Source organism: Pseudomonas tremae, from assembly GCF_023278125.1.
GTDB lineage: Bacteria > Pseudomonadota > Gammaproteobacteria > Pseudomonadales > Pseudomonadaceae > Aquipseudomonas > Aquipseudomonas tremae.
In genome coordinates this window covers 1,525,692-1,544,468 of the sequence record NZ_CP066270.1, presented here as the reverse complement: position 1 = coordinate 1,544,468, position 18,777 = coordinate 1,525,692, and the positions used below count along the sequence as shown (strand labels likewise).

Annotated in this window: 19 protein-coding genes and 1 pseudogene; 7 read left to right on the top strand and 13 right to left on the bottom strand. The window is 52.7% G+C overall.

All coding sequences use genetic code 11. The features are described 5' to 3' along the window. Positions 1 to 204: 204 nt before the first annotated feature. From I9H09_RS07110 to I9H09_RS07095, 5 genes are all read right to left on the bottom strand, one after another. Positions 205 to 1,185 (bottom strand): IS5 family transposase, encoded by a 981-nt coding sequence (locus tag I9H09_RS07110; protein ID WP_122311787.1) that lies wholly within the window; start codon positions 1,183 to 1,185, stop codon positions 205 to 207. A gap of 130 nt (positions 1,186 to 1,315) precedes the next feature. Further along, complete coding sequence (locus I9H09_RS26950) at positions 1,316 to 1,612, bottom strand: hypothetical protein (RefSeq protein WP_053481324.1); 297 nt, start codon at positions 1,610 to 1,612, stop codon at positions 1,316 to 1,318. A gap of 10 nt (positions 1,613 to 1,622) precedes the next feature. Further along, positions 1,623 to 1,844 (bottom strand): hypothetical protein, encoded by a 222-nt coding sequence (locus tag I9H09_RS07105; protein ID WP_122347969.1) that lies wholly within the window; start codon positions 1,842 to 1,844, stop codon positions 1,623 to 1,625. 34 nt (positions 1,845 to 1,878) lie between these two features. Further along, positions 1,879 to 2,295 (bottom strand): TraR/DksA family transcriptional regulator, encoded by a 417-nt coding sequence (locus tag I9H09_RS07100; protein ID WP_122347968.1) that lies wholly within the window; start codon positions 2,293 to 2,295, stop codon positions 1,879 to 1,881. 35 nt (positions 2,296 to 2,330) lie between these two features. Next, entirely contained in the window at positions 2,331 to 2,555 is a 225-nt protein-coding gene (locus I9H09_RS07095; RefSeq protein WP_053481320.1) for a carbon storage regulator, read from the bottom strand. A gap of 1,681 nt (positions 2,556 to 4,236) precedes the next feature. On the opposite strand from I9H09_RS07095, the gene I9H09_RS07085 reads away from it, so the two are divergent. The 7 genes from I9H09_RS07085 to I9H09_RS07055 all read left to right on the top strand — a co-directional run bounded on the left by I9H09_RS07085 (position 4,237) and on the right by I9H09_RS07055 (position 11,434). Further along, positions 4,237 to 5,478, top strand: coding sequence for a lytic murein transglycosylase (locus tag I9H09_RS07085; protein WP_053481322.1), 1,242 nt, complete (start codon positions 4,237 to 4,239; stop codon positions 5,476 to 5,478). Positions 5,479 to 5,734: 256 nt separating this feature from the next. Beyond that, positions 5,735 to 6,223: a YagU family protein gene (locus I9H09_RS07080; RefSeq protein WP_053486317.1), complete on the top strand. Its 489-nt coding sequence runs from the start codon at positions 5,735 to 5,737 to the stop codon at positions 6,221 to 6,223. 508 nt (positions 6,224 to 6,731) lie between these two features. Next, positions 6,732 to 7,202 carry a TIGR03757 family integrating conjugative element protein gene (locus I9H09_RS07075; protein WP_053486316.1) on the top strand — a complete coding sequence of 157 codons (471 nt, stop codon included), beginning with the start codon at positions 6,732 to 6,734 and terminating at the stop codon, positions 7,200 to 7,202. After that, positions 7,202 to 8,140 (top strand): TIGR03756 family integrating conjugative element protein, encoded by a 939-nt coding sequence (locus I9H09_RS07070; RefSeq protein WP_122347974.1) that lies wholly within the window; start codon positions 7,202 to 7,204, stop codon positions 8,138 to 8,140. The genes I9H09_RS07075 and I9H09_RS07070 overlap by 1 nt, the downstream gene beginning before the upstream one ends. Further along, positions 8,137 to 9,534, top strand: a complete 1,398-nt coding sequence (locus I9H09_RS07065; RefSeq protein WP_053486315.1) for an integrating conjugative element protein — start codon at positions 8,137 to 8,139, stop codon at positions 9,532 to 9,534. Before I9H09_RS07070 ends, I9H09_RS07065 begins: the two co-directional genes overlap by 4 nt. Next, the gene (locus tag I9H09_RS07060; RefSeq protein WP_053486314.1) at positions 9,531 to 9,899 is read left to right on the top strand and encodes a hypothetical protein; all 369 of its coding nucleotides are present in this window, start codon (positions 9,531 to 9,533) and stop codon (positions 9,897 to 9,899) included. Before I9H09_RS07065 ends, I9H09_RS07060 begins: the two co-directional genes overlap by 4 nt. Then, positions 9,896 to 11,434, top strand: a complete 1,539-nt coding sequence (locus tag I9H09_RS07055; protein ID WP_122379422.1) for a conjugal transfer protein TraG N-terminal domain-containing protein — start codon at positions 9,896 to 9,898, stop codon at positions 11,432 to 11,434. The genes I9H09_RS07060 and I9H09_RS07055 overlap by 4 nt, the downstream gene beginning before the upstream one ends. 41 nt (positions 11,435 to 11,475) lie before the next feature. On the opposite strand, the gene I9H09_RS07050 is transcribed toward I9H09_RS07055, so the two are convergent. The 8 genes and pseudogenes from I9H09_RS07050 to I9H09_RS07015 all read right to left on the bottom strand — a co-directional run bounded on the left by I9H09_RS07050 (position 11,476) and on the right by I9H09_RS07015 (position 18,415). Next, a complete protein-coding gene (locus tag I9H09_RS07050; RefSeq protein ID WP_122347445.1) occupies positions 11,476 to 11,892 on the bottom strand; it encodes a DUF3742 family protein in 417 nt (138 codons plus the stop codon). Positions 11,893 to 11,969: 77 nt separating this feature from the next. Continuing rightward, positions 11,970 to 13,132 (bottom strand): IS3 family transposase gene (locus tag I9H09_RS07045; protein WP_122346372.1). Its coding sequence is split into 2 segments (ribosomal slippage): positions 11,970 to 12,877 and positions 12,877 to 13,132, totalling 1,164 coding nucleotides; the frame shifts between segments, so codons are not numbered across the junction. Positions 13,133 to 13,202: 70 nt separating this feature from the next. Continuing rightward, positions 13,203 to 14,108 (bottom strand): annotated as a pseudogene (locus I9H09_RS07040) (IS5 family transposase); the annotation flags it as partial. A 69-nt stretch (positions 14,109 to 14,177) separates the two neighbouring features. Beyond that, on the bottom strand, positions 14,178 to 15,371 hold the full coding sequence (locus I9H09_RS07035; RefSeq protein ID WP_122346833.1) for an MFS transporter: 1,194 nt from the start codon (positions 15,369 to 15,371) through the stop codon (positions 14,178 to 14,180). Positions 15,372 to 15,391: 20 nt separating this feature from the next. Next, positions 15,392 to 15,994, bottom strand: a complete 603-nt coding sequence (locus tag I9H09_RS07030; RefSeq protein ID WP_122346834.1) for a DUF1349 domain-containing protein — start codon at positions 15,992 to 15,994, stop codon at positions 15,392 to 15,394. Position 15,995: 1 nt separating this feature from the next. After that, the gene (locus tag I9H09_RS07025) at positions 15,996 to 16,649 is read right to left on the bottom strand and encodes an HAD family hydrolase (protein ID WP_122346835.1); all 654 of its coding nucleotides are present in this window, start codon (positions 16,647 to 16,649) and stop codon (positions 15,996 to 15,998) included. Continuing rightward, positions 16,649 to 17,323 carry a dihydrofolate reductase family protein gene (locus I9H09_RS07020; RefSeq protein ID WP_005769284.1) on the bottom strand — a complete coding sequence of 225 codons (675 nt, stop codon included), beginning with the start codon at positions 17,321 to 17,323 and terminating at the stop codon, positions 16,649 to 16,651. Before I9H09_RS07020 ends, I9H09_RS07025 begins: the two co-directional genes overlap by 1 nt. A gap of 69 nt (positions 17,324 to 17,392) precedes the next feature. Continuing rightward, positions 17,393 to 18,415: a zinc-dependent alcohol dehydrogenase gene (locus I9H09_RS07015; RefSeq protein WP_005769283.1), complete on the bottom strand. Its 1,023-nt coding sequence runs from the start codon at positions 18,413 to 18,415 to the stop codon at positions 17,393 to 17,395. Between the last annotated feature and the right edge of the window lie 362 nt (positions 18,416 to 18,777).

Below are 18,777 nucleotides of genomic sequence, written 5' to 3'. Positions count from 1 at the left end.
ATGTTGCCCAACAACGCAGGATTGTCTGCACAGCGCTTTCCATCGAACGGCCACTGGATGCGTGTTCGGTTTCAACATAGGGAAGCTCCGAGCAAGCCAGCTGCTTTCGGTCAGAGGGCGTGAAACGCCCCGACACGTCATTTTTGACACGCTTTGCCGCCTTTTCATTGGTTTAAACGGGGCTTTTCAGCCCGGTTTGCCGCGTTACGGGCGCACCTCACCCAAACCCATCAGCCTCTTTCGCACCATCCACAGGTTCGACAGCGCAAACAACGTGGTCAGTTGAGCTGTGTTTTTCATCAGCCCACGAAACCGCGTCTTCACATAGCCAAACTGACGCTTGACCACCCGAAACGGATGCTCGACCCTGGCTCGCGTCTGCGCCTTGGCCCGCTTGATGCGTCGCTTGCCGCGGTAAATCAGGCTGCGTTTGCTCAGCGTCGAATACGTGCTGCGCCGCGCCGCAATCTGCCAGATCACCGACCGATCAACATGCTCATCACGCTTCTCGACGCCGGTATATCCGGCATCGGCGTACACCGCGTTTTCCTCGCCGTGCAGCAACTCGGCCACTTGGGTCACGTCCGCCACATTGGCAGCGGTGCCGTGCACGTGGTGCATCAGGCCCGACTCGACGTCAGCGCCGAGATGCGCCTTCATCCCGAAGTAGTACTGGTTGCCCTTCTTCTTCTGGTGCATCTCCGGATCGCGCTTGCCCTCCCTGTTCTTCGTCGAACTGGGGGCATGGATGATCGTGGCATCGACAATCGTGCCTTGGCGCAGTGACAGGCCTTTGTCCTGGAGGTAACCGTTGATGACCTGGAGGATGCCCGCCGCCAACTGATGCTTCTCCAACCGGTGGCGGAAATTCAGGATCGTGGTGTCTTCAGGGATCAAGGCGCTTAGGGTGAGCCGTGCGAACTGGCGCATCGACGTCATCTCATACAAGGCCTCTTCCATGGCCGGATCGCTCAATGAGAACCAGTTTTGTAACAGGTGGATGCGCAGCATGGTTTCCAACAGATAAGGTTTGCGGCCCATGCCCGCCTTTGGGTAGTGCGGTTCGATCAACGCAACCAGGCCAGCCCATGGCACGACCTGATCCATCTCGGCCAGAAACCGTTCTCGACGCGTATACTTGCGTTTGCCGGCGTACTCGAAGTCGGAAAAACTCATCTGGCTCATATGGGCTGCCATGGATAGCTGAACAGGATCCGCCTATTTCAGCACAGGTAAGCGGTCGGGTGGGCGAGCTTATTCGGAGTTTCCATAGGGGTTGGGGAGCAATAGTCGGTTAAGGCATATAGGCACTGACCTACTCATCGTCACGAAGCACCCAGCCCGCTTTTGAAAAAGCCCACCGGGTCAGGACGAGGCTATCAAGGGGGTCATACGGGCGGTTGTCCCATTCGTTACATGAGATGTTCACCCTTCTAGCATTTATGATCAGTGTTCCTGTGTGCCCTCCCCGGGAAATCGATTGGACTGAATCATCTGACTGTCGCTCGAATTCAATCCGAACCAGGATGGGATAGTCATACCCATCGCCTTTGGCCTTAAGCGGCACGGTAAACGCTATGAACCCCATGACAGGGGTAGGAATTGCGTTTATAGAATGTCCCTTAGCACTTTGGCTGCGCAGCGGCCCATTGGATATAAGCACTTTCGATCAACCACGTTGCATCAGCTGCTGTGGGTACAGGATTGAGCGCTATTTGAGCAAGCTTTTTTTCTATCCACGTCATCAGTGCGGTACGTCCTGCTGGACAAGGCATCAGATCGCGCTCCAAATGGTCGGCAAGCTCTGAGATAGCCACATAGCGCTCGGCACTTTTTGCAGTCATCGCAATTCTCCTGGATCACTTAGCTGCGGCGACTTTACTGGGCCACTTGGCGTTGGTGCATTCCCTTGGCCTCCAGCGCCCGCATCGATTCGACCGAGTACAACGACTCGGGGACCAGTAGAAGGCGTTTTATGCCTATGGCCTCGCCAGTTTCCTGACAAAAACCGTAGTCGCCCAGAGCGAGAATTTCCAGGGCCTTAAGCACATGACTCAACGTCTGTCTGTCCCTTTCTATCATGCTTGCTGCCACCGCTCTGTTTTCCTCATCGGAAGCGAAGTCGGCTTCGTCCGGGTGACGCTCGATTTCGCAACTGGCCTGACAGCTGAGCAAGCGATCACGAAGCTCTGCGGCTTTGACCTCCAACCTATCTTTGAAAAAGACCAGCTGGTCTACGCTCATGTACTTGTCCTCTGCTTGATTCAGCAGTTGCTCGACACTCATCAATGCCATCTTGTGCTCCTGATCTGGTTGGTCATCCAAACTTCCTACTGAGTGACCAACGAACGCCATTGCCGCTTATGAGTAATAACAGGGCCAGGCTTGTGATCGGTCACTTCGTTCCCAACGGTTCTGCTCTGGGCCTCGACGACATCCGGGGCTTCAATCTGGATACGTACATCCCCAGTATCCTCTGAAACGCTTAGGACTTGGATCTGAATTCCATCGCCAATCATAATATTTTCACCTTCGCGGCGAGTCAGAAGGAGCATACGATTTTCCTCTTTAACCTAGAAAACTGGATCAGCGCTCTGCCTCTGGCATAAACCAACGCTGTATCGAGCAACCAAAGGACAGCCACCACAGCTGCCAGGATGTTCAAGTCAGACGATAGACCTCGCCCAACTGACGAACAAAATCATGGCAGCTGTACCAAGGCACCGACCTGGCAAAGGGTGCCGGTCGATACGCTGGGCGTAAACCTAATACCAAAATGCATGAACGGGTCATCGCCCTCAACAGCGGTGGATGTAGCATTCCGATTAAAGCACGCAGCAAAACACGATGCAGCAACAGTGCGACTTTACGTTCGGTCGTTATCGCTGATAAGCAATGTCATTGGTACCCTCGAGCCTCAAATTTCATGTTTTTTTGATCCAGATCAATAAAGACCCTCTGGACCTATTGCTGATGGAACCAAATCGCTGGCTACGCTAACCAAGGCCTGTGTTACGGAAAAATTGCGAAAAAGAGACGATTTGTAGATGGTGGGTTTACAGAAGACCGTAATCCAGTTACAGCGCTTTGTGATCCTCAATGGAATGCAATGACTTAATCTTAGCGGATCACTAACACTTTTTATTTAAGGAGAAGATCAATTAAAAGGGCTAATAATTGGAACGGCAATCTGGATGCCTACAGGATACTCCAAGAAACGCAAAATTTTACTGCGGTGCTTCCTCACTTTGTTACGACTTTCCCAGTTCAGACATGAAAACATGGCGCCACCGGAGCATCACAACCATCGCTACTTTATTACACAAGAGGAACGCCTTGGCCGAGATCTTGCTGCAAACAGGAATACGGGCCCCACCCACAGCACGTGCGTTCGGAAACGCCAGAGATAACAGTTCGCGAAAACTGAAACAAACAGACTTATGCTTAAACGCTTCTGGATATTCGGTGCGGAATTTGTATAGAAATCATCTTTTCCGCAGCGTCACCGTTCGATTTTCAAACTCTATCAGCAATCATGGAAGAAGCACATGACTAAATTTCTATACCTCGTAACCCCCAATGATATTCGGATTGATCGGGAGTCGAGTCCACATACTGCTACAGTGCGAGGTGCGGGTGGCGAACCGGTACTGACAGTTCCCGCCAGCCTGCCTGACGAAGAAATAATGCATGTGGTAGACACGTTCAACGTTGTTTATGCGCAGGGATTTGAACTTACCAAACGGCAAGGAGGATAAGACGGCAAAGGTTCGTGTGTAGGAATTCAAAATCCTACACATCGAGATTGAGACGGCGGCTAGAAAAAACAGATGCTCCGTCACCGGCTCAGCCGGCAGACATGACGGAGTGACTACCAAGCAGTGGAGACAGAGGAGTAAGAGGGCCTGTTTCCTACAGGAAGTGCTGACCGTAAGGTTTGTCCCCGAATGCTGCGGGCTCCGCGTTGTCGACATACCGTGATAGTGCAGGACTTGCATTGCTGATAGAAATTTCCGATGGAACCTCACGCTTAGTGATGACCACGCATAGCCCCGCAACATGAACAAATGGCCCAGCACATAGGATATGTAGATTATGAAAATAAGGAATGCCCACACTTCTTCATTGATAAGACTGGCGCAGAATACCTCGACACCTCCCCAAGTTAGAAGCACCACATAGGCCACTTTCACTGCACAAGCACCGTATTGGAATCTTTACAGGAGAGTAAAAGCTATGCGTTCCAGGGTTATAACTACATCGCTGGTAGTCATTATGCTTGCATGTGCATCAGCCGCGCCAGCTTGCTTCGCCACAGACATGACTCCCGGCGTGTCGAACGAGAGCACTTCAGAGGCGGATTTTCAGCAATGGCTGGCTACTTTCCGCAGCAATGCAAGTACTAAGGGCATTGACACAGCCACACTTGATCTTGCCTTCCAAAACATCACGCTTGACCCGACTGTGCACCAGTTGGACATGGCGCAACCAGAGTTCACGACGGCTATCTGGGATTATTTGTCTGAGCGTCTGACTCCGAAGAATACCCAGCAAGGGCAGGAGCTTCTGCAAAAAGAGCCAGTTCTGAACGAGGTAGAGCGTCACTACGGTGTGAATGCGAAGATTATCGCGGCCATCTGGTGTATTGAGAGCGGCTACGGGAAGGATATTGGTAGTCGCGATGTGATTCGTTCCTTGGCCACGCTTGCTTACAAGGGCCGGCGGATGGATTACGGGGCTACACAGTTGATGGCCGCCCTTCATATCCTGCAAAACAAAGACATTGCTCGCGCGCAATTGATTGGCTCGTGGGCTGGCGCGATGGGGCAGACGCAATTCATCCCGACGACCTATCTTGACTATGCAGTTGATTTCAACCACGACAATCGGCGCGACGTTTGGAGTTCCCGTGCCGATGCGCTGGCCTCCACTGCCTCTTATTTACAACGCAGCGCTTGGAACTCGCGCGTCTCTTGGGGACAGGAGGTGCAGTTGCCCGAGAATTTCGATTACGCTCAGGCTGACATTTCGATCAAGAAGCCCGTTGCCGAATGGCAACGGCTCGGGGTGATGGGAACGACGCACACGATTCCGGGCGAGCTCGCACAGGAGCAAGCATCGGTCCTACTGCCTGCTGGTTATCGCGGGCCAGCATTTATGGTCCTAAGTAATTTCCGTAGCATCCTGCGCTATAACAACTCCACTGCCTATGCGCTAACGATCGGGCTACTAGCCGACAGCTATGCTGGCGGGACCGGCGTGTCTCACCCGTGGCCGACTGATAATCCTCCCTTGGGCAGCATTGCGCAGGTAACCGATTTGCAGAAACTGCTGACTGCTAAGGGCTACTCCCTGGGTGCTGCTGACGGTGTGATAGGGGCGATGACCCGGGCGGCCATCCGGGCTTACCAGAAAGATCAGCATTTGCCACCCGACGGTTACGCCAGCACTGTACTACTGGAGCGCCTGCGCCGATAGGTGTACTCACTTCATAGGTTTAGCTCGCTATATTTTCTGGGGGGGGGGGTTAATCCGGGTTACACCCCCCATAAAGAAAGCGGAAAAATTTGTATGATCGTGTGCAGTCTCAGAATAAAATCGCTTCGATATTTATAATTTACCTATTAAAATCATAGATATACGAATAGCCGTCTGGTACTTCTATTTTGAGGAAACGCTCTGGGCGTGGATCTGGATCTCTCAAGCTTGGTCTATCGAAGGAAAGGATGTTGACTTGAAAACTCGTGAATATTATGTCGCGGCAGCGGCCGGCCTAATTGGAGGTAACGTTTCTAGCTTTGTCAAGTGGGGGACGGAAATCCCATTTCCGCCTCGCACACCAGATCGTCCAATCCCGCCTTTAGAGATGCTTGAGTCGCTCGGTATCAACGCTAATCAGCTTACCTACGTGTACTCCGAGCACATGGTGAATTATGGCAGTGCCTTGATTCACCAAAGCTTTTCCATTTTTTTCGCCATCTTCTATTGCATGACTGCGCTTAGGTATCCGCGTGTTGCCGTATGGCAAGGTGTTGGCTTTGGCATGCTTGTCACCCTGGCTTTTCACGGGGTACTTTTACCGATGTTTCACTGGGCTCCTCCGCTCTGGGAGCTTCCTCCAGCGGAATGGGCATCTGAAACCTTTGGACACTTGCTATGGATATGGGTGATCGAAGTCATACGTCGCGATCTGCAGCAACGTTGGTCGCCCGGCCCAGGTTAGCTGTAACGGCCTGCAATCGAAATGGCCTCGACCTGCGACCATCGCGTTTTTCGACCGGGATTGATTGCGTCTACCCGCTTGGCGGTAAAGGCGACGTTTCAAGCTGGGCCAGCTCTGTGACGCGCAGGCCAGCTGTGTGAGTGAGCCAAAGCAGCAGCACGTCCGCTCCGGCATGCGGCCTGTCATCGAAGCCACTCTTATGAGGTTTTTGAATTGACCAGGTCGAAGGTATGTTGCACGACGGATCTTGGCTGTAGTGGAACTCTCTATCAGGATTGGCGGAAATTCGCTGTCGTTCCAAAGAGAGTCAGCAGCAGGCGTCCGGGAAAGCCTACCACCAGTGTTTATGCGGCGTTATAAGAAAATGCTACCGCGCCTGCTGCTCAATGGCAGGCGCACGGCCCAGACAGGCGCCATCAAACCCCATCCGTCCCGATAACGGTTTCCTACTGACGACAGTTCATTAATCGCGTTTTCTGTACCTGACACCACCTGCAGGTACTGCCTAATGCCACCCTCCAGACCCTATCGTTTCAGCTACAACATCCGCATGGCCTTTCTGATCTTGATTGCGGCCATACAGGTCCCCTTCGCGAACGCGGAGACGTGGATCGTTACTGACAGGAACCACCCAGTTCAGGCACCGGCACGTGTCCGGCTGATCCTCCTGGACGAATCCGAAAGGCTTGAGGCCAAGCTCTCTGAAGGACTGCCGGCGAATCAGCAACAAGCCATCGCCATCATGCAGCAGCGCCTCAAGAGCAACGATGCGCTGCGTTTGCAAAGAGACCTGGCGTTGGCTCAACAGAACCTTGTCGACGCCTGGAGCATTGGGGTCACGAAGGTCCCAGCAGTGGTGGTCGACCGCACGTTTGTTGTGTATGGCGAAACCAATGTTCTGGCGGCGGAACAGCGCATTGCCCAGTGGCGTGCTGCTGCCCACCATCAAGATGAAGCTGGCCAGGGAGATATACCTTGATCAACCTGCGCAAGCCTTCGGCATGGACGGCCTTGGCCCTGTCGATTTCGACCGGGCCAGCCGCTGCGGGCACCGTGACATCGGCCACCCTCGCCGCCTCAACCCTGTCACCTGACTGCCTAGAATACAAGGTGGTCGGAATCTGCTACTGGCTGCTTTGCACCCCGTTTGGATGCAAGGTGAAGACGTCGACCAAGGTTCGTCACTTCGTTCCAGACGCGGTGGTATCAAGCTATTCAAATACCGGTGACAACCCTTGGATCGAGGTCTCTTCGGTGAGCTCGCCAACTTCATTTGCCCAAGCTGGCGGCGACGGGACCACCAATCACAATAACGAAGATAGCCTGGCTAAATTCAAAAACGCTGACGTCATAGGCCACCCCGGGGGAGCAACATTCAGTAAGTTTGCCAGCGCTTCGGGCTATGCCTGTCAGGGTGCTGCGACCCCCTACATGCCTTACCTGCTGAGCACGCTGGACACCATCGCCTGGCGTTATGGTGTTCCAGAATCAGCCTATCCCGAAGCCCTGATTCCCGGTCGGCGAGAGGTGGGTGGTCTCACCTCTGGGGACATGTGGGGAAGCGTCTACCCCCGCAGCGGCTTTATCCATCAAGCCGACGATTACAAGGCAGCGGCCGTGATGGCGCAGCGTGCAGGTGACGTGGTCACTCGCAGCGGCCAGGTCCACGTCTATCAACCCCTTCTGGCAAAACCTCAGTCAGGCTACTGGCCTGCTGGGGAATTGATCGAGACCGACGCCAACACCGGTAAGTGGCAAGAGCTCACGCCGACCCTCAGTCAAAGCTGTGCGGTATTCCCGAACTCGCAGCCCCGTGTGCAGGCGACCGATGGCGGTTATGCCTGGGCGCTATGGCGACCCTATTCCTGCTGCAAGCGGCAAGGACAAACTTTTCTTGGCAGTACGGACTTTCAATGATGATCAAGAGGACTTCAATCATGCGCTGCGCCGCCATGTTGACTATCGCAATCATGAGCGCCCTGACGGTACACAGCGCCCTTGCCGAGACGCCAGGGATCAGTGCCAGCTCGTCCGGTAGCGTCATCGGTGACGATGTCTTGTACAGCGTCGGTGGCGGCAATGCCGTGACCATGGGAAGCGCCGGGAACATGGACAGCATCAGCATTGGCGGTGGCTGGAACAGCAACCTGGTCTGCGGAAACATGAGCCTGAACAATACACTGGAGAATCAGTTGAACGGTGCCACTTCCGGCTTTCAGACGATCATGGGCTCGATGATCTCCAACGCCACCAGCGCGGTGGCTTCATTGCCAGGGCTGATTATCCAGCGCGCCAATCCGGCGCTTTACAACCTGCTTACCAACGGCATCCTGCAAGGCCGTCTTGATTTCGACCGATCCAAAGGCACGTGCCGCGCCATAGCGGATAAGATGCTCGATGTCGCGGGAGGGCAGATGGGCTGGGACAAGATCGCCGAAGGCCAGGCCATGAGTCAGGCGGTGAAAACCGGAAACACAGACGCGGTCTCGGCCGTTGCTCAGGTCGAAAAGCAAGGTGGGAATGACGGTATCACCTGGGTGGGTGGGAGCAAGGCCGGTGGATCGGGCCAGCAACCGATCAAGGTCGTAGGCGATGTCACTCGGGCAGGATACAACCTACTGAACGGACGTAATGCCGCTGATACAGCGTCTATCAGCCCATCGAGCTGCAACAACGGCATGGTGTGCTCTACCTGGCCTTCGCCGCAGGATGCAACCACATTCGCCAACCGTGTTCTGGGAGAGCAGCAACAGCGCACGTGTGAGGGTTGCACCAAAACCACCTCCACTGCCGGCGTTGGACTCACGCCCCTCATTCAAGAGTCCTACGACTCAAAACTTAAGGCACTGCAGGAGCTTATTTCAGGCAACAAGTCCCTCACGCAGGAGAACCTGTCGCAAGCCAGTAGTAGCTCTTTGCCTGTGACGCGCGGCGTGGTCGAGGCCCTTCGTTCCGAACACGATCAAGACATATTGGCCAAACGCCTTGCTTCAGAGCTCGCTTTATCGGATGTGCTGGGCAAAGCGTTGCTGCTTCAACGCACCCTGTTTACCGGGAGCAAGGAACCGAACATCGCCGCCAATGATGTGGCCCAGCAGGCGGTCAGTCAGCAGAACAACAACCTGCAACAGGAAATTGACAACCTGAAGACCGAGCTGGACATGCGGCGCAATCTGGCCAGCAACTCTCCGACAGCCATTCTCCAACGGGCTCAAATCAGGAGAGACGGTTCAAAAGGCATCTTCCAAGGCGACCCGACGCCTGATCGTCTTGACCAGTTGCAAAATCCTGCGAAAGGAAACGCACCATGATATCCACCATTTTAAAGCCTGGACGACTTAAAAAAACAGCGAAAGCGATTTTGGCTTTTCTATCACTGACATTACTGACGGTGCTGCTGGTCGTGGTGTTTTTGACTTTCGTCAACATAGCGTTCGGTGATCTGGAGCGTTTCAGTGAATGGCAGAAGGCACATTACGGAGCGATGCTGGCCTGGAGGTTAATGGCCTATACGGCGCTAGCGTTAACATGGTTCAGAGTTAGGAAGCACCTGGTTCACCAGGCATCGTCCGATATTCCCGCAGGTCTAATGCGATGCGAGTTGATCGCCCTGCTGTTGATTGCATTGATGGAGCTACGGCGTGCCGGCCTACTCGAGGGAGTCAGTACGCTATGATGTTACACACCAATGATTATCTGGAGTATTACCTCACGCTGGTGGGCTGGATCATCAACAGCGGCGTCTGGAACATGATTGAGGACAGCGGCTTGGTGGCCGCGCCGTTTGCCGCCATCATCATCAGCGAATGGCTCAAAGCACGTGCTGAGGGTGCCGACGAAGGTAACAAAGGCGTACTCTCGCTGGCTCGAGTGGAGAACCGCTTCTACACCGCGATTCTGGTCATCATTGTCTGCTGTATGCCTTTGGTGACGGTCAGCATCGACACGCTGCAGTTTGATCGAAGCCGCTCGGAGCAGTGTCAGTATTCGGTACCCAACCCTGCCGATACGGGCTGGAACACCTCATTCAGTACGTTGAATGGAAAAAGCGCCGTTGTTCCTGTGTGGTGGCTATTCGTGCATGCGATGTCAAAAGCCGCAACCGCAGCCTCCATCGCGGCGATCCCTTGTGGTGTAGACCTGCAACAAGTTCGAATGGATGTGAATAGAGCGCGTATCAACGACCCACTACTGGCACAGGAGGTCGCTGACTTCACGAACGACTGCTATGCACGGGCGCGTGCAAAACTGTTCATGACCCAGCCTACCCTGAGTAAGGATCAACTCAACGACGTAAACTGGATCGGCTCACGGTTCTTCCTGCAAACACCGGGCTACTACAACGATGGCTTTTCAGGGTTCAGGTCACACACGCCTCGAACCAAATGGCCTTATGACACAACTCGCGATGCAGGCCTGCCCCAAACCACAGGTGGCGGTGGCTTCCCTACCTGCACGCAGTGGTGGTCGGATAGCAGCATTGGCCTACGAGCCAGGCTGCTGGAACAGGTCAGTCCAGATCTGCTGAGCAAGCTTGCACAGTGGGCAAAGTTCATGACCCAGACAGAGGTGAGTGACTCGGTCATTCGCGATCTGGTTTCTCCGAGGAAGCAGAAACTGACCCAGGGACAGGTGTATACCGACTACGGCGGCCAAGTAGGTGGTTCAGTGATGAATGACTTCACCCGCCTGACTGCAACCGTCGGTCAGGCAGCAGGATCGTTGGCGATGTACCCCGCCATGGACAGCGTCCGTCAGGCAGCCCCCATGGTAATGGCCTTTTTGAAGATGGCTTTGATCATCTGCATTCCATTTGTCCTGGTATTCGGAATGTTTGATCTGAAGGTCGTGATGACGATCACATTCGCCGAGTTTGCACTGATTTTTGTCGACTTCTGGTTCCAACTGGCCCGCTGGGTGGACAGCACGATACTGGACGCCTTGTACGGCAACGGGATCGGCAGTGACGTACCTCATTCCAACTTCGACCCAGTGTTTGGAGCCAGCAATGCACAGGGAGACCTGCTGCTGGACTTCGTGATAGGGGCAATGTTCATCGTCCTGCCAAGTTTCTGGGTCGTTGCGCTCGGCTGGACCGGAATGAAGCTTGGCTCACTTATGAGCGGACTGACCGACGGTGTTGATAGTGCGAGGCAAGCATCATCGAAAGGTGCTAATCAAATTAAAGCAGCAATGGAAAAAAAACCTTAGCATCAGCTGATTAGGGTGCTGCGCTTTACGGATTCGGCACTCTAATCAACACGAACACCACCAATATAGTTACCGAAGCCATCTACGCCATTGCGTTTGACCTTGCTGGAGGTAAGATCTTCTTCATCACCAAATCCATCCCCATCAAAATGAACAAGCTGAGAACCACGCAAAGAGCGTTCAATATCAGGGTTTGTGACGAAACCGATTGCAATTGCAATAAAGCAAACAACCGCCAAAACATACAACAATCCCCAAGCCACGAAAAATGCGCCAGTACCGATCACCGCCGCACGGGCACACCACTTGACTGGAGTGACGATCACTCTGGGCACACCGGTGCGGTCGAAAAGCGACCAGAACGCGCGCTCAACATTAAGTATTCGACGCAGACCATGACCGAGCATGTGACCAAAACGCGCTGCTCCGCGTAAATCCGTATTGGCGTCTGTGCTCATGTGTCACCTAGTCTGGTCGGCTGAAGCATGCAGTATTGATATCAATCTATAGACCTAAGCTTGGTATATTGTAGTGGTCAACTGATCCCGGACACGACGTTAAGTTTTTTCTCGTACTGAGCGGGTGCCAGTCCATTATTGAACTGGTGTGGCCGAACCCAGTTGTAGCGATGCATCAGATAATGACTGATATCCCGCTGTGCCTCTTGGGCCGTCATGTAGCCCACGGCGGGTATCCACTCGGTTTTCAAGCTGCGGAATACACGCTCCATCGGCGAGTTGTCGTAGCAATTACCTCGGCGACTCATGCTCTGGCGCATGCGGTATCGCCAAAGCCGCTGGCGAAACTGTCGGCTCCCATATTGGGAGCCCTGATCTGAGTGAAACAGCAGGCCCTGAGGCTTGCCGCGTTGCTCATAAGCCATGTCCAGCGCCTTGATGACCAAGTCCGTGTCCGGTTTGTTTGAAAACGCCCAGCCCACCACCCGACGCGCATAAAGATCCATAACCACCGCCAGGTAATGCCATTTTCCTTGCGCCCAGATGTAGGTGATGTCGCCACACCAAACCTGATTGGGCGCGGGTACATCGAACTGCCGATTCAAAATGTTCGGAATGTCAGGCCTCTCCACTGTTGCTTTTTTATAAGCATGAGAGCCAGGTTGCTTGCTGATTAATCCCAGTTCCCGCATCAGGCCACGTACCTTGAACCGGCCAATTTGCTCGCCATCTTCCTGCAATACCGAAACGATACTGCGGCTGCCAGCAGCGCTTCGACTTTGCCCGAACAGCTCATTGACTCGACTGAGTAAACGAACCCGCTCGGTGTCTGGAGCCCGACGCCGCTGGCAATGGTCGTAGTAGCACGAGCGAGGTGTCTCGAACATCTCGCACAGCAATTCGATCGGCTCATGGGCACCTAGCTGATCGATCAGCGCAAGCGCTCGTGTTCTTCCGACATCAAGAGCGCGGTAGCCTTTTTTAAAATGGATTTCTCCCGCTCAAGACGAGCGATGCGCGCTTCCAGCTCCTGAATTTTCTGCTGCTCGGGCGTCAGGGCTTTGCTCTGAGGCGTCACGCCATTGCGCTCCTGCTGGAGCTGGCTAACCCAGCGACGCAGCGCAGACTCGACCACTCCAAGCGAGCGAGAAGCTTCGACATGGCTATAACCTTGATCGAGCACGAGGCCTGCGGCCTCACGTTTGAATTCAGCGGAGAAGGTACGGCGTTGCTTGGTCATCAGACACCTCTATATCTGGCGATATTCTCGCCTAAATGAGTGTCCGGAATCATTAGACCACTACAATATTCAACTCAACTCCCTTTGAAATCAAGCTCACAACGGACAACTGGACAACTGATACATGCCGCTTGATTACACGAAATGGATGCTCGACCTTGGCCCGTGTCTGAGCTTTGCAGTACTCGATCTTGCGCTTGGCCTTGTAGAGAACGCTGCGTTTATTGAACCTGGAATACGTGCTGCGCCGCGCCGCGATTTGCCAGATGACCTCACGATTTTCATGCTCTTCACGCTTCTCGACACTTATGTATCCAGCGTCTGCATACACCGCGTTTTCTTCGCCGCGCAACAGCTCGGCGACCTGCGTGACATCGGCCACATTGGCCGCAGTGCCATGAACATGATGAACCAGTCCCGACTCGGCGTCGGCGCCGATATGCGCCTTCATGCCAAAGAAATATTGGTTACCTTTCTTGGTCTGATGCATCTCGGGATCACGTTTTCCTTCCTCGTTCTTGGTCGAGCTGGGGGCATGAATGATGGTGGCATCGACGATGGTGCCCTGGCGCAGGGACAGGCCTTTCTCTTGCAGATAACCGTTGATGACCGCGAGGATCGCTGGGGCCAGTTGATGCTTTTCCAGCAGGTGCTGGAAGTTCATGATCGTGGTGTCTTCAGGTATCGGGGCGCTTAAAGTCAGGCGTGCAAACTGGCGCATGGGCGTGGTTTCGTAGAGCGCTTCTTCCATGGCCGGGTCGCTCAGGGAGAACCAGTTTTGCAGCAGATGAATGCGCAGCATGGTTTCCAGAGGATAAGGTTTTCTGCCACCGCCAGCCTTGGGGTAGAACGGCTCGATAAGGCCCAGCAGACCTGTCCAGGGCACGACCTGATCCATCTCGGCGAGGAAGCGTTCGCGGCGTGTCTGCTTGCGCTTGCCAGCATATTCGAAATCGGAAAAGCTCATCTGGCTCATGAGCAGCTCGGATCAGGTGGTCAGGGCGTATTTCATCACATTTGGGGACTTGTTCGGAGATTACCTTGGTCAAGGAGGAGGAATCACAGCCTTTCCACGTGACCAACGAGCCATCCATACGAGCAACACCATCATCCCTACCGGGCAAGCCATGACCGCCAACAATCCAATGTGAATGTCTGAATAATTTATGATGACACCCACCAACCAAGGGACAATACTACACCCCGCGTTGCCGATCGCTGTCAATACAGAGAACATTGTCGCCCCTCCCTGGGGGTAGGCATCAGCAGAAACAGCTAGCATCGTTGGCCAAAGGCAACTTCCCGAAAATCCTGCGGCAATAGCAGCAGCTATTGCAATTACAGGGCTAGGCGGAAAACTGATTAGTATGAAAAGAACAGCAGTAACCGCGCAACACCCCAGCATCAGAGGAACTGGTGGGATGTGCTCTTGCAAGACCGCAGCGACCATTCGGCCGAGTGCCATACCGACGGAAAATCCAGCCAGCGTAAAGCCACCAGCTTCTTTCGAGTACCCTAATCCTTGTTCGACGTAGGTAGGCAGCCATTGTGAAAGCCCTGTTTCGGTTGCTCCACCTAAAAAGATGGCGATCAGACAAACGATAAAAAAGGGTTGCCGGATAAGCGCCGGCATCGAGTCACGTTGCGTGTCTTCATCTATTAAGGGGGGCAAGGTCAACCGCAGAAACAGCAAAAAAGTAAATAAAGGCGCAGCCATCATGACGAGTGAAACAATGCGCCACGAAATACCCCACCTCAGCGCGACACTGGCGATCAGCACTGCCCCCACAGCACCTACGCAGAAAAAAGCATGCAACCAGTTTATGGCTGCGCTACGCCGATCTGGCTGCAGGGCCGCCACGATGGGGCTCAGGATCATGTCCAGTACACCCGCGCCAAAACCCATAACCGCAACGGCGAACAACAGAAAGGAGTAGGAAGGAGAGCAGGCGACTACTCCCAAACCGGCCATGGTGATCAGCAGACCGATGAGAATGAAAGCCATGGCGCTGCCACGGTCCGCCAAAGGCCCCGTAACCAGAATTGCAACGATGAAACTGAGAAACATGACAGCGGGAATTCTGCCAAGTTGCTCAGCTGTAAGCCCTGATGCTCCACCGAACGTATCACTGAATGAAGTCAGATATACCGGTAGGAAGTTAAGCGCCATGGCCAGACATGCCATGGCGGCGTAGCACGCATAAAGTGCGCAACTGTTTTGGCTGAATAGATTTTTCATTACTCACACGACTCTTTGAATTAGAAACGGGAGGAGGTATGCGCATCCCACAGACACTCTGTCCACTCTATTTCCGAAAAGTGTGCGGCAAATGACGAGTCACCCGGGCTACTCGCAAAGAACCCGAATTGAACCGTGGTATGTGCTTGAAACATATGAAACATCCGCATCATATTAAAGATTTTTCCGTCAGCGGAATGCTCGAGCAGAAAATCGTTGCCCCGGCGACTAAGTCGGTAGTACATAGTCTGCGTAACACGATCAAGATTGGTCATTGCCCAATCCGAAAACCCGTTATTCGTGACCACCGAAAAAAGCTGCTGATAGCCATTACTCTGATATTCGATCCCGCTTTTCATCCAGTTATTATCATCTATATAGATCAACATTCCACACTGATCAAAAAACATATTGGATTCAAACGCGACCTTAGATTTCAGCGTCCAGAAACGTTCCTCGCTGCGCATCACAATACCCGGAGCATTATTGTATTCAAGACCATAATAGGTACCCCGCCAAAAGTCAGTATCAGGTGACGTATGGATGACGAGTTCATTTTCGGTAATCGAGAAATTCTCAGGAGTGTTAATCCAGTTCAGCTCGGAAAAATTGAGTTTTTTCATACTATTTTTCTGCAAACCATTGCTTGATGTCATAATGATTATTGGCGATCAGATCAGCAGCGCTCAGATCCTGCTGCAATGAGCTGGAATGACGCAAACCTATACAAAACATATGAGCGGCCTTCGCAGCGGTAACACCGTGATGGGAGTCTTCAATAACCAGACATGCACGAGGTGACACTCCAAGTCCCTTGGCCGCCGTAAGAAAAATCTCCGGATTCGGTTTACTCTCTTTAACATCAGTACCACAAATAACCTCTTTGAAAAATCGACGCAATTTCGTTTTCTTCAATATAAGCTCGACCAAATTACGTGGAGACGAAGAGGCTACGGCACAGGGCACTCCGGTATGCTCCAGTAAGTTGAGAAGCGCCTCCACGCCAGGCATGGATTGAAACGATTCAAAACTGATTGAGCGCATTAATTGCTGTTGATGCTGTGCCATCAGGTGGTCGATGGATTCAGTGAGCGCGTACTCATTTTTAATCGTGCTCCACATGTAGTGCTGTGTAGTTCCCAAAAAACGTGACAGATCTTTTTCATTAAGGGTCACGCCGTAGCGCAAACAGGAACTCTTTTCCTGCTCCATATAAAGGGGCTCACTGTCAACCAGAACTCCATCCATATCAAAAATAACAGCCCCTATCGCCTGCATCAGTATGGGCTCCGATTGTTCGATTCGCGCTTGAAGTGCATGAGATTGTAATGGGGGCGTGCTTCTAAAGCATGCAGCGTAAACGAATTGGCCATGTTGATATCCCGATACCCCACCCCGTCAGCAAGCGTTGCAGTTGCCGCACCACCTATGATGATAGGCACCTGCATGAGTATAATTTCATCTACCAGATCGAGATTGAATACCTGCCAGTTCAGGTGGCCACCGCCCTCAACCATTATGTGGTTTATTCCGCGCGCCTCCAGCATAGGGAAAAGTCGTGTAAAGTCGACATGCTTTGCACCGGCAAAGAGCACCTCCTTTCCACAAGCACGGATATGTTTGACCATTTCATGATCACGAGCCTGTTCGCTAGTTGCGATAATAGTTTTCTCTGGTGATTTGAAAATACTGGCGGAAGTAGGCAGATCTAAGGAGGTGGTGGGAATGATACGTATTGGGTTACGACCCGACTCATAGCGATTGGTCAATTGTGGATCGTCAGTAACAATTGTATTGCGCCCTACCATGATTGCGTCGACTTCGCCGCGGAACTTATGGATAAAACGCATGTCATCATCATCAAAGTTCTGAAACAACGGCTTGCTGGATGCGCCTTTGCCCATCGTCAACTTGCCATCAATTGATATCTGACTGAATACAGTAACTTTCATATTGACTCCTTTATTCCTTTATTCCTTTATTCCTTTATTCCGTTCGTATCATACAGAGGAAATTGGGTATTAAAGATAAGCGAGATTTGGTGTGAATACGCTTTTTATATTGGGGGCGGAAGCATCGTTCAGAAGTGCATCGAAAACCTCCGAGTGATTTTCTAGTACGTAGCGATGCGTTACCAGCCGCCCTAGCTCAGGAAGTTTTTGCACAAGACGAATTGCTCTAGGAAAGTGCTGATTGTATTCTCCAGCAGAAATAATACTGATAGCGTTAACCAGGAAGTACTTTACAGGCAGCATGTAGTGATAGTCACTATCAAATCCAAAAAGTACAATTCTCCCTCCGCGACCGATGTAGCGTGAAGCTGTATCGATCTGATTACCGACAGTATCGATAACAACATCAAACTTTTCTTGGTGCTGCATCTGCAACTCAAGATCATCGGCATGTATAACATCAAGACTTTGTGAGCGGCCGAACTGTATGCGATGTGTGTTTCGATCAGTGGCGAGCGTGTCAACTCCCATTGAGCGCAGAACGATCTGCGCAATCAGACTCATAGGGCCAGACCCTAGGATCAACACACGCTCTCCCGCTCGAATGAACGCCTGGTCTATATTATTCAGAATGCAGGCAACAGGCTCAACCAACACACCAGCTGCCCAGCTCATATCGTCTGGCAATTGATACACAAAACGCTCACGAGTAACGAAGCGCTCGGCAAAAGTTCCATGTTTGTTGACACCTGCGATATCCAACCCAGCGTTCACCCCCCCATTGCATAGGTGCGTTTTAGCAAGACGGCAAGGTTCGCAAACGCCACAGTATTCGTTGGGATCAACCACCACCCGCATCCCTTTTTGTAGGTGTACTACATCCTTACCTACATCGATAATAATGCCAACTGCTTCGTGCCCGCGTATAATGCCCACCTCTCCACCTTCACGGCCCGACAATACCGCCAGATCAGTTCCGCATATACCTGATAGCACGATATCGATTTCTACGCCGTCAGGAGCAAGCATGACAGGATCCTTGCAATCCACAAGTTCAAGCCTCTGGTTATCCATTAAGCCCAATGCTTTCATAAGTTGATAATCACTCCATTTCTACCAGGAAAACATTAGCCATAAAGCGCTTGTGCTGCCAAACCTGCAGCAACGCTTAGCCTTAAGCAATGTTGGTGTCTGCCCAACTATCCCTGTCCCAAAGCGACAAAATTCGCGCACGTTGAGTGGATGTTTTTCCAGTTTTGGTTCCAAATTTTTCGCGCCTCGCCTCCCTGCTGCCCAGTTCCCCGTACAAACGGGTTGATTTTCAGCCCCTCTCCTCACAGGCGCAATGAAGAAGGCTGAGGCAATCAAAGCCCCAAAGAGCCGAAATGGTCTGAAGCAAATGGCAAGGCGAAGGGTTTGAATGGAACGGGGAATAAGGGTAAGTGCCTTACCCG

Excerpts from the sequence above, each read along its gene's own strand:
- I9H09_RS07025 (WP_122346835.1), bottom strand. The coding sequence starts at position 16,649 with ATGCAGGCGATAGGGGCTGTTATTTTTGATATGGATGGAGTTCTGGTT.
- I9H09_RS07020 (WP_005769284.1), bottom strand. The coding sequence starts at position 17,323 with ATGAAAGTTACTGTATTCAGTCAGATATCAATTGATGGCAAGTTGACG.
- I9H09_RS07075 (WP_053486316.1), top strand. The coding sequence starts at position 6,732 with ATGCCACCCTCCAGACCCTATCGTTTCAGCTACAACATCCGCATGGCC.
- I9H09_RS07095 (WP_053481320.1), bottom strand. The coding sequence starts at position 2,555 with ATGCTCCTTCTGACTCGCCGCGAAGGTGAAAATATTATGATTGGCGAT.
- I9H09_RS07065 (WP_053486315.1), top strand. The coding sequence starts at position 8,137 with ATGATGATCAAGAGGACTTCAATCATGCGCTGCGCCGCCATGTTGACT.
- I9H09_RS07060 (WP_053486314.1), top strand. The coding sequence starts at position 9,531 with ATGATATCCACCATTTTAAAGCCTGGACGACTTAAAAAAACAGCGAAA.
- I9H09_RS07105 (WP_122347969.1), bottom strand. The coding sequence starts at position 1,844 with ATGACTGCAAAAAGTGCCGAGCGCTATGTGGCTATCTCAGAGCTTGCC.
- I9H09_RS07030 (WP_122346834.1), bottom strand. The coding sequence starts at position 15,994 with ATGAAAAAACTCAATTTTTCCGAGCTGAACTGGATTAACACTCCTGAG.
- I9H09_RS07110 (WP_122311787.1), bottom strand. The coding sequence starts at position 1,185 with ATGAGCCAGATGAGTTTTTCCGACTTCGAGTACGCCGGCAAACGCAAG.
- I9H09_RS07050 (WP_122347445.1), bottom strand. The coding sequence starts at position 11,892 with ATGAGCACAGACGCCAATACGGATTTACGCGGAGCAGCGCGTTTTGGT.
- I9H09_RS07055 (WP_122379422.1), top strand. The coding sequence starts at position 9,896 with ATGATGTTACACACCAATGATTATCTGGAGTATTACCTCACGCTGGTG.
- I9H09_RS07085 (WP_053481322.1), top strand. The coding sequence starts at position 4,237 with ATGCGTTCCAGGGTTATAACTACATCGCTGGTAGTCATTATGCTTGCA.
- I9H09_RS07100 (WP_122347968.1), bottom strand. The coding sequence starts at position 2,295 with ATGGCATTGATGAGTGTCGAGCAACTGCTGAATCAAGCAGAGGACAAG.
- I9H09_RS07015 (WP_005769283.1), bottom strand. The coding sequence starts at position 18,415 with ATGAAAGCATTGGGCTTAATGGATAACCAGAGGCTTGAACTTGTGGAT.
- I9H09_RS07035 (WP_122346833.1), bottom strand. The coding sequence starts at position 15,371 with ATGAAAAATCTATTCAGCCAAAACAGTTGCGCACTTTATGCGTGCTAC.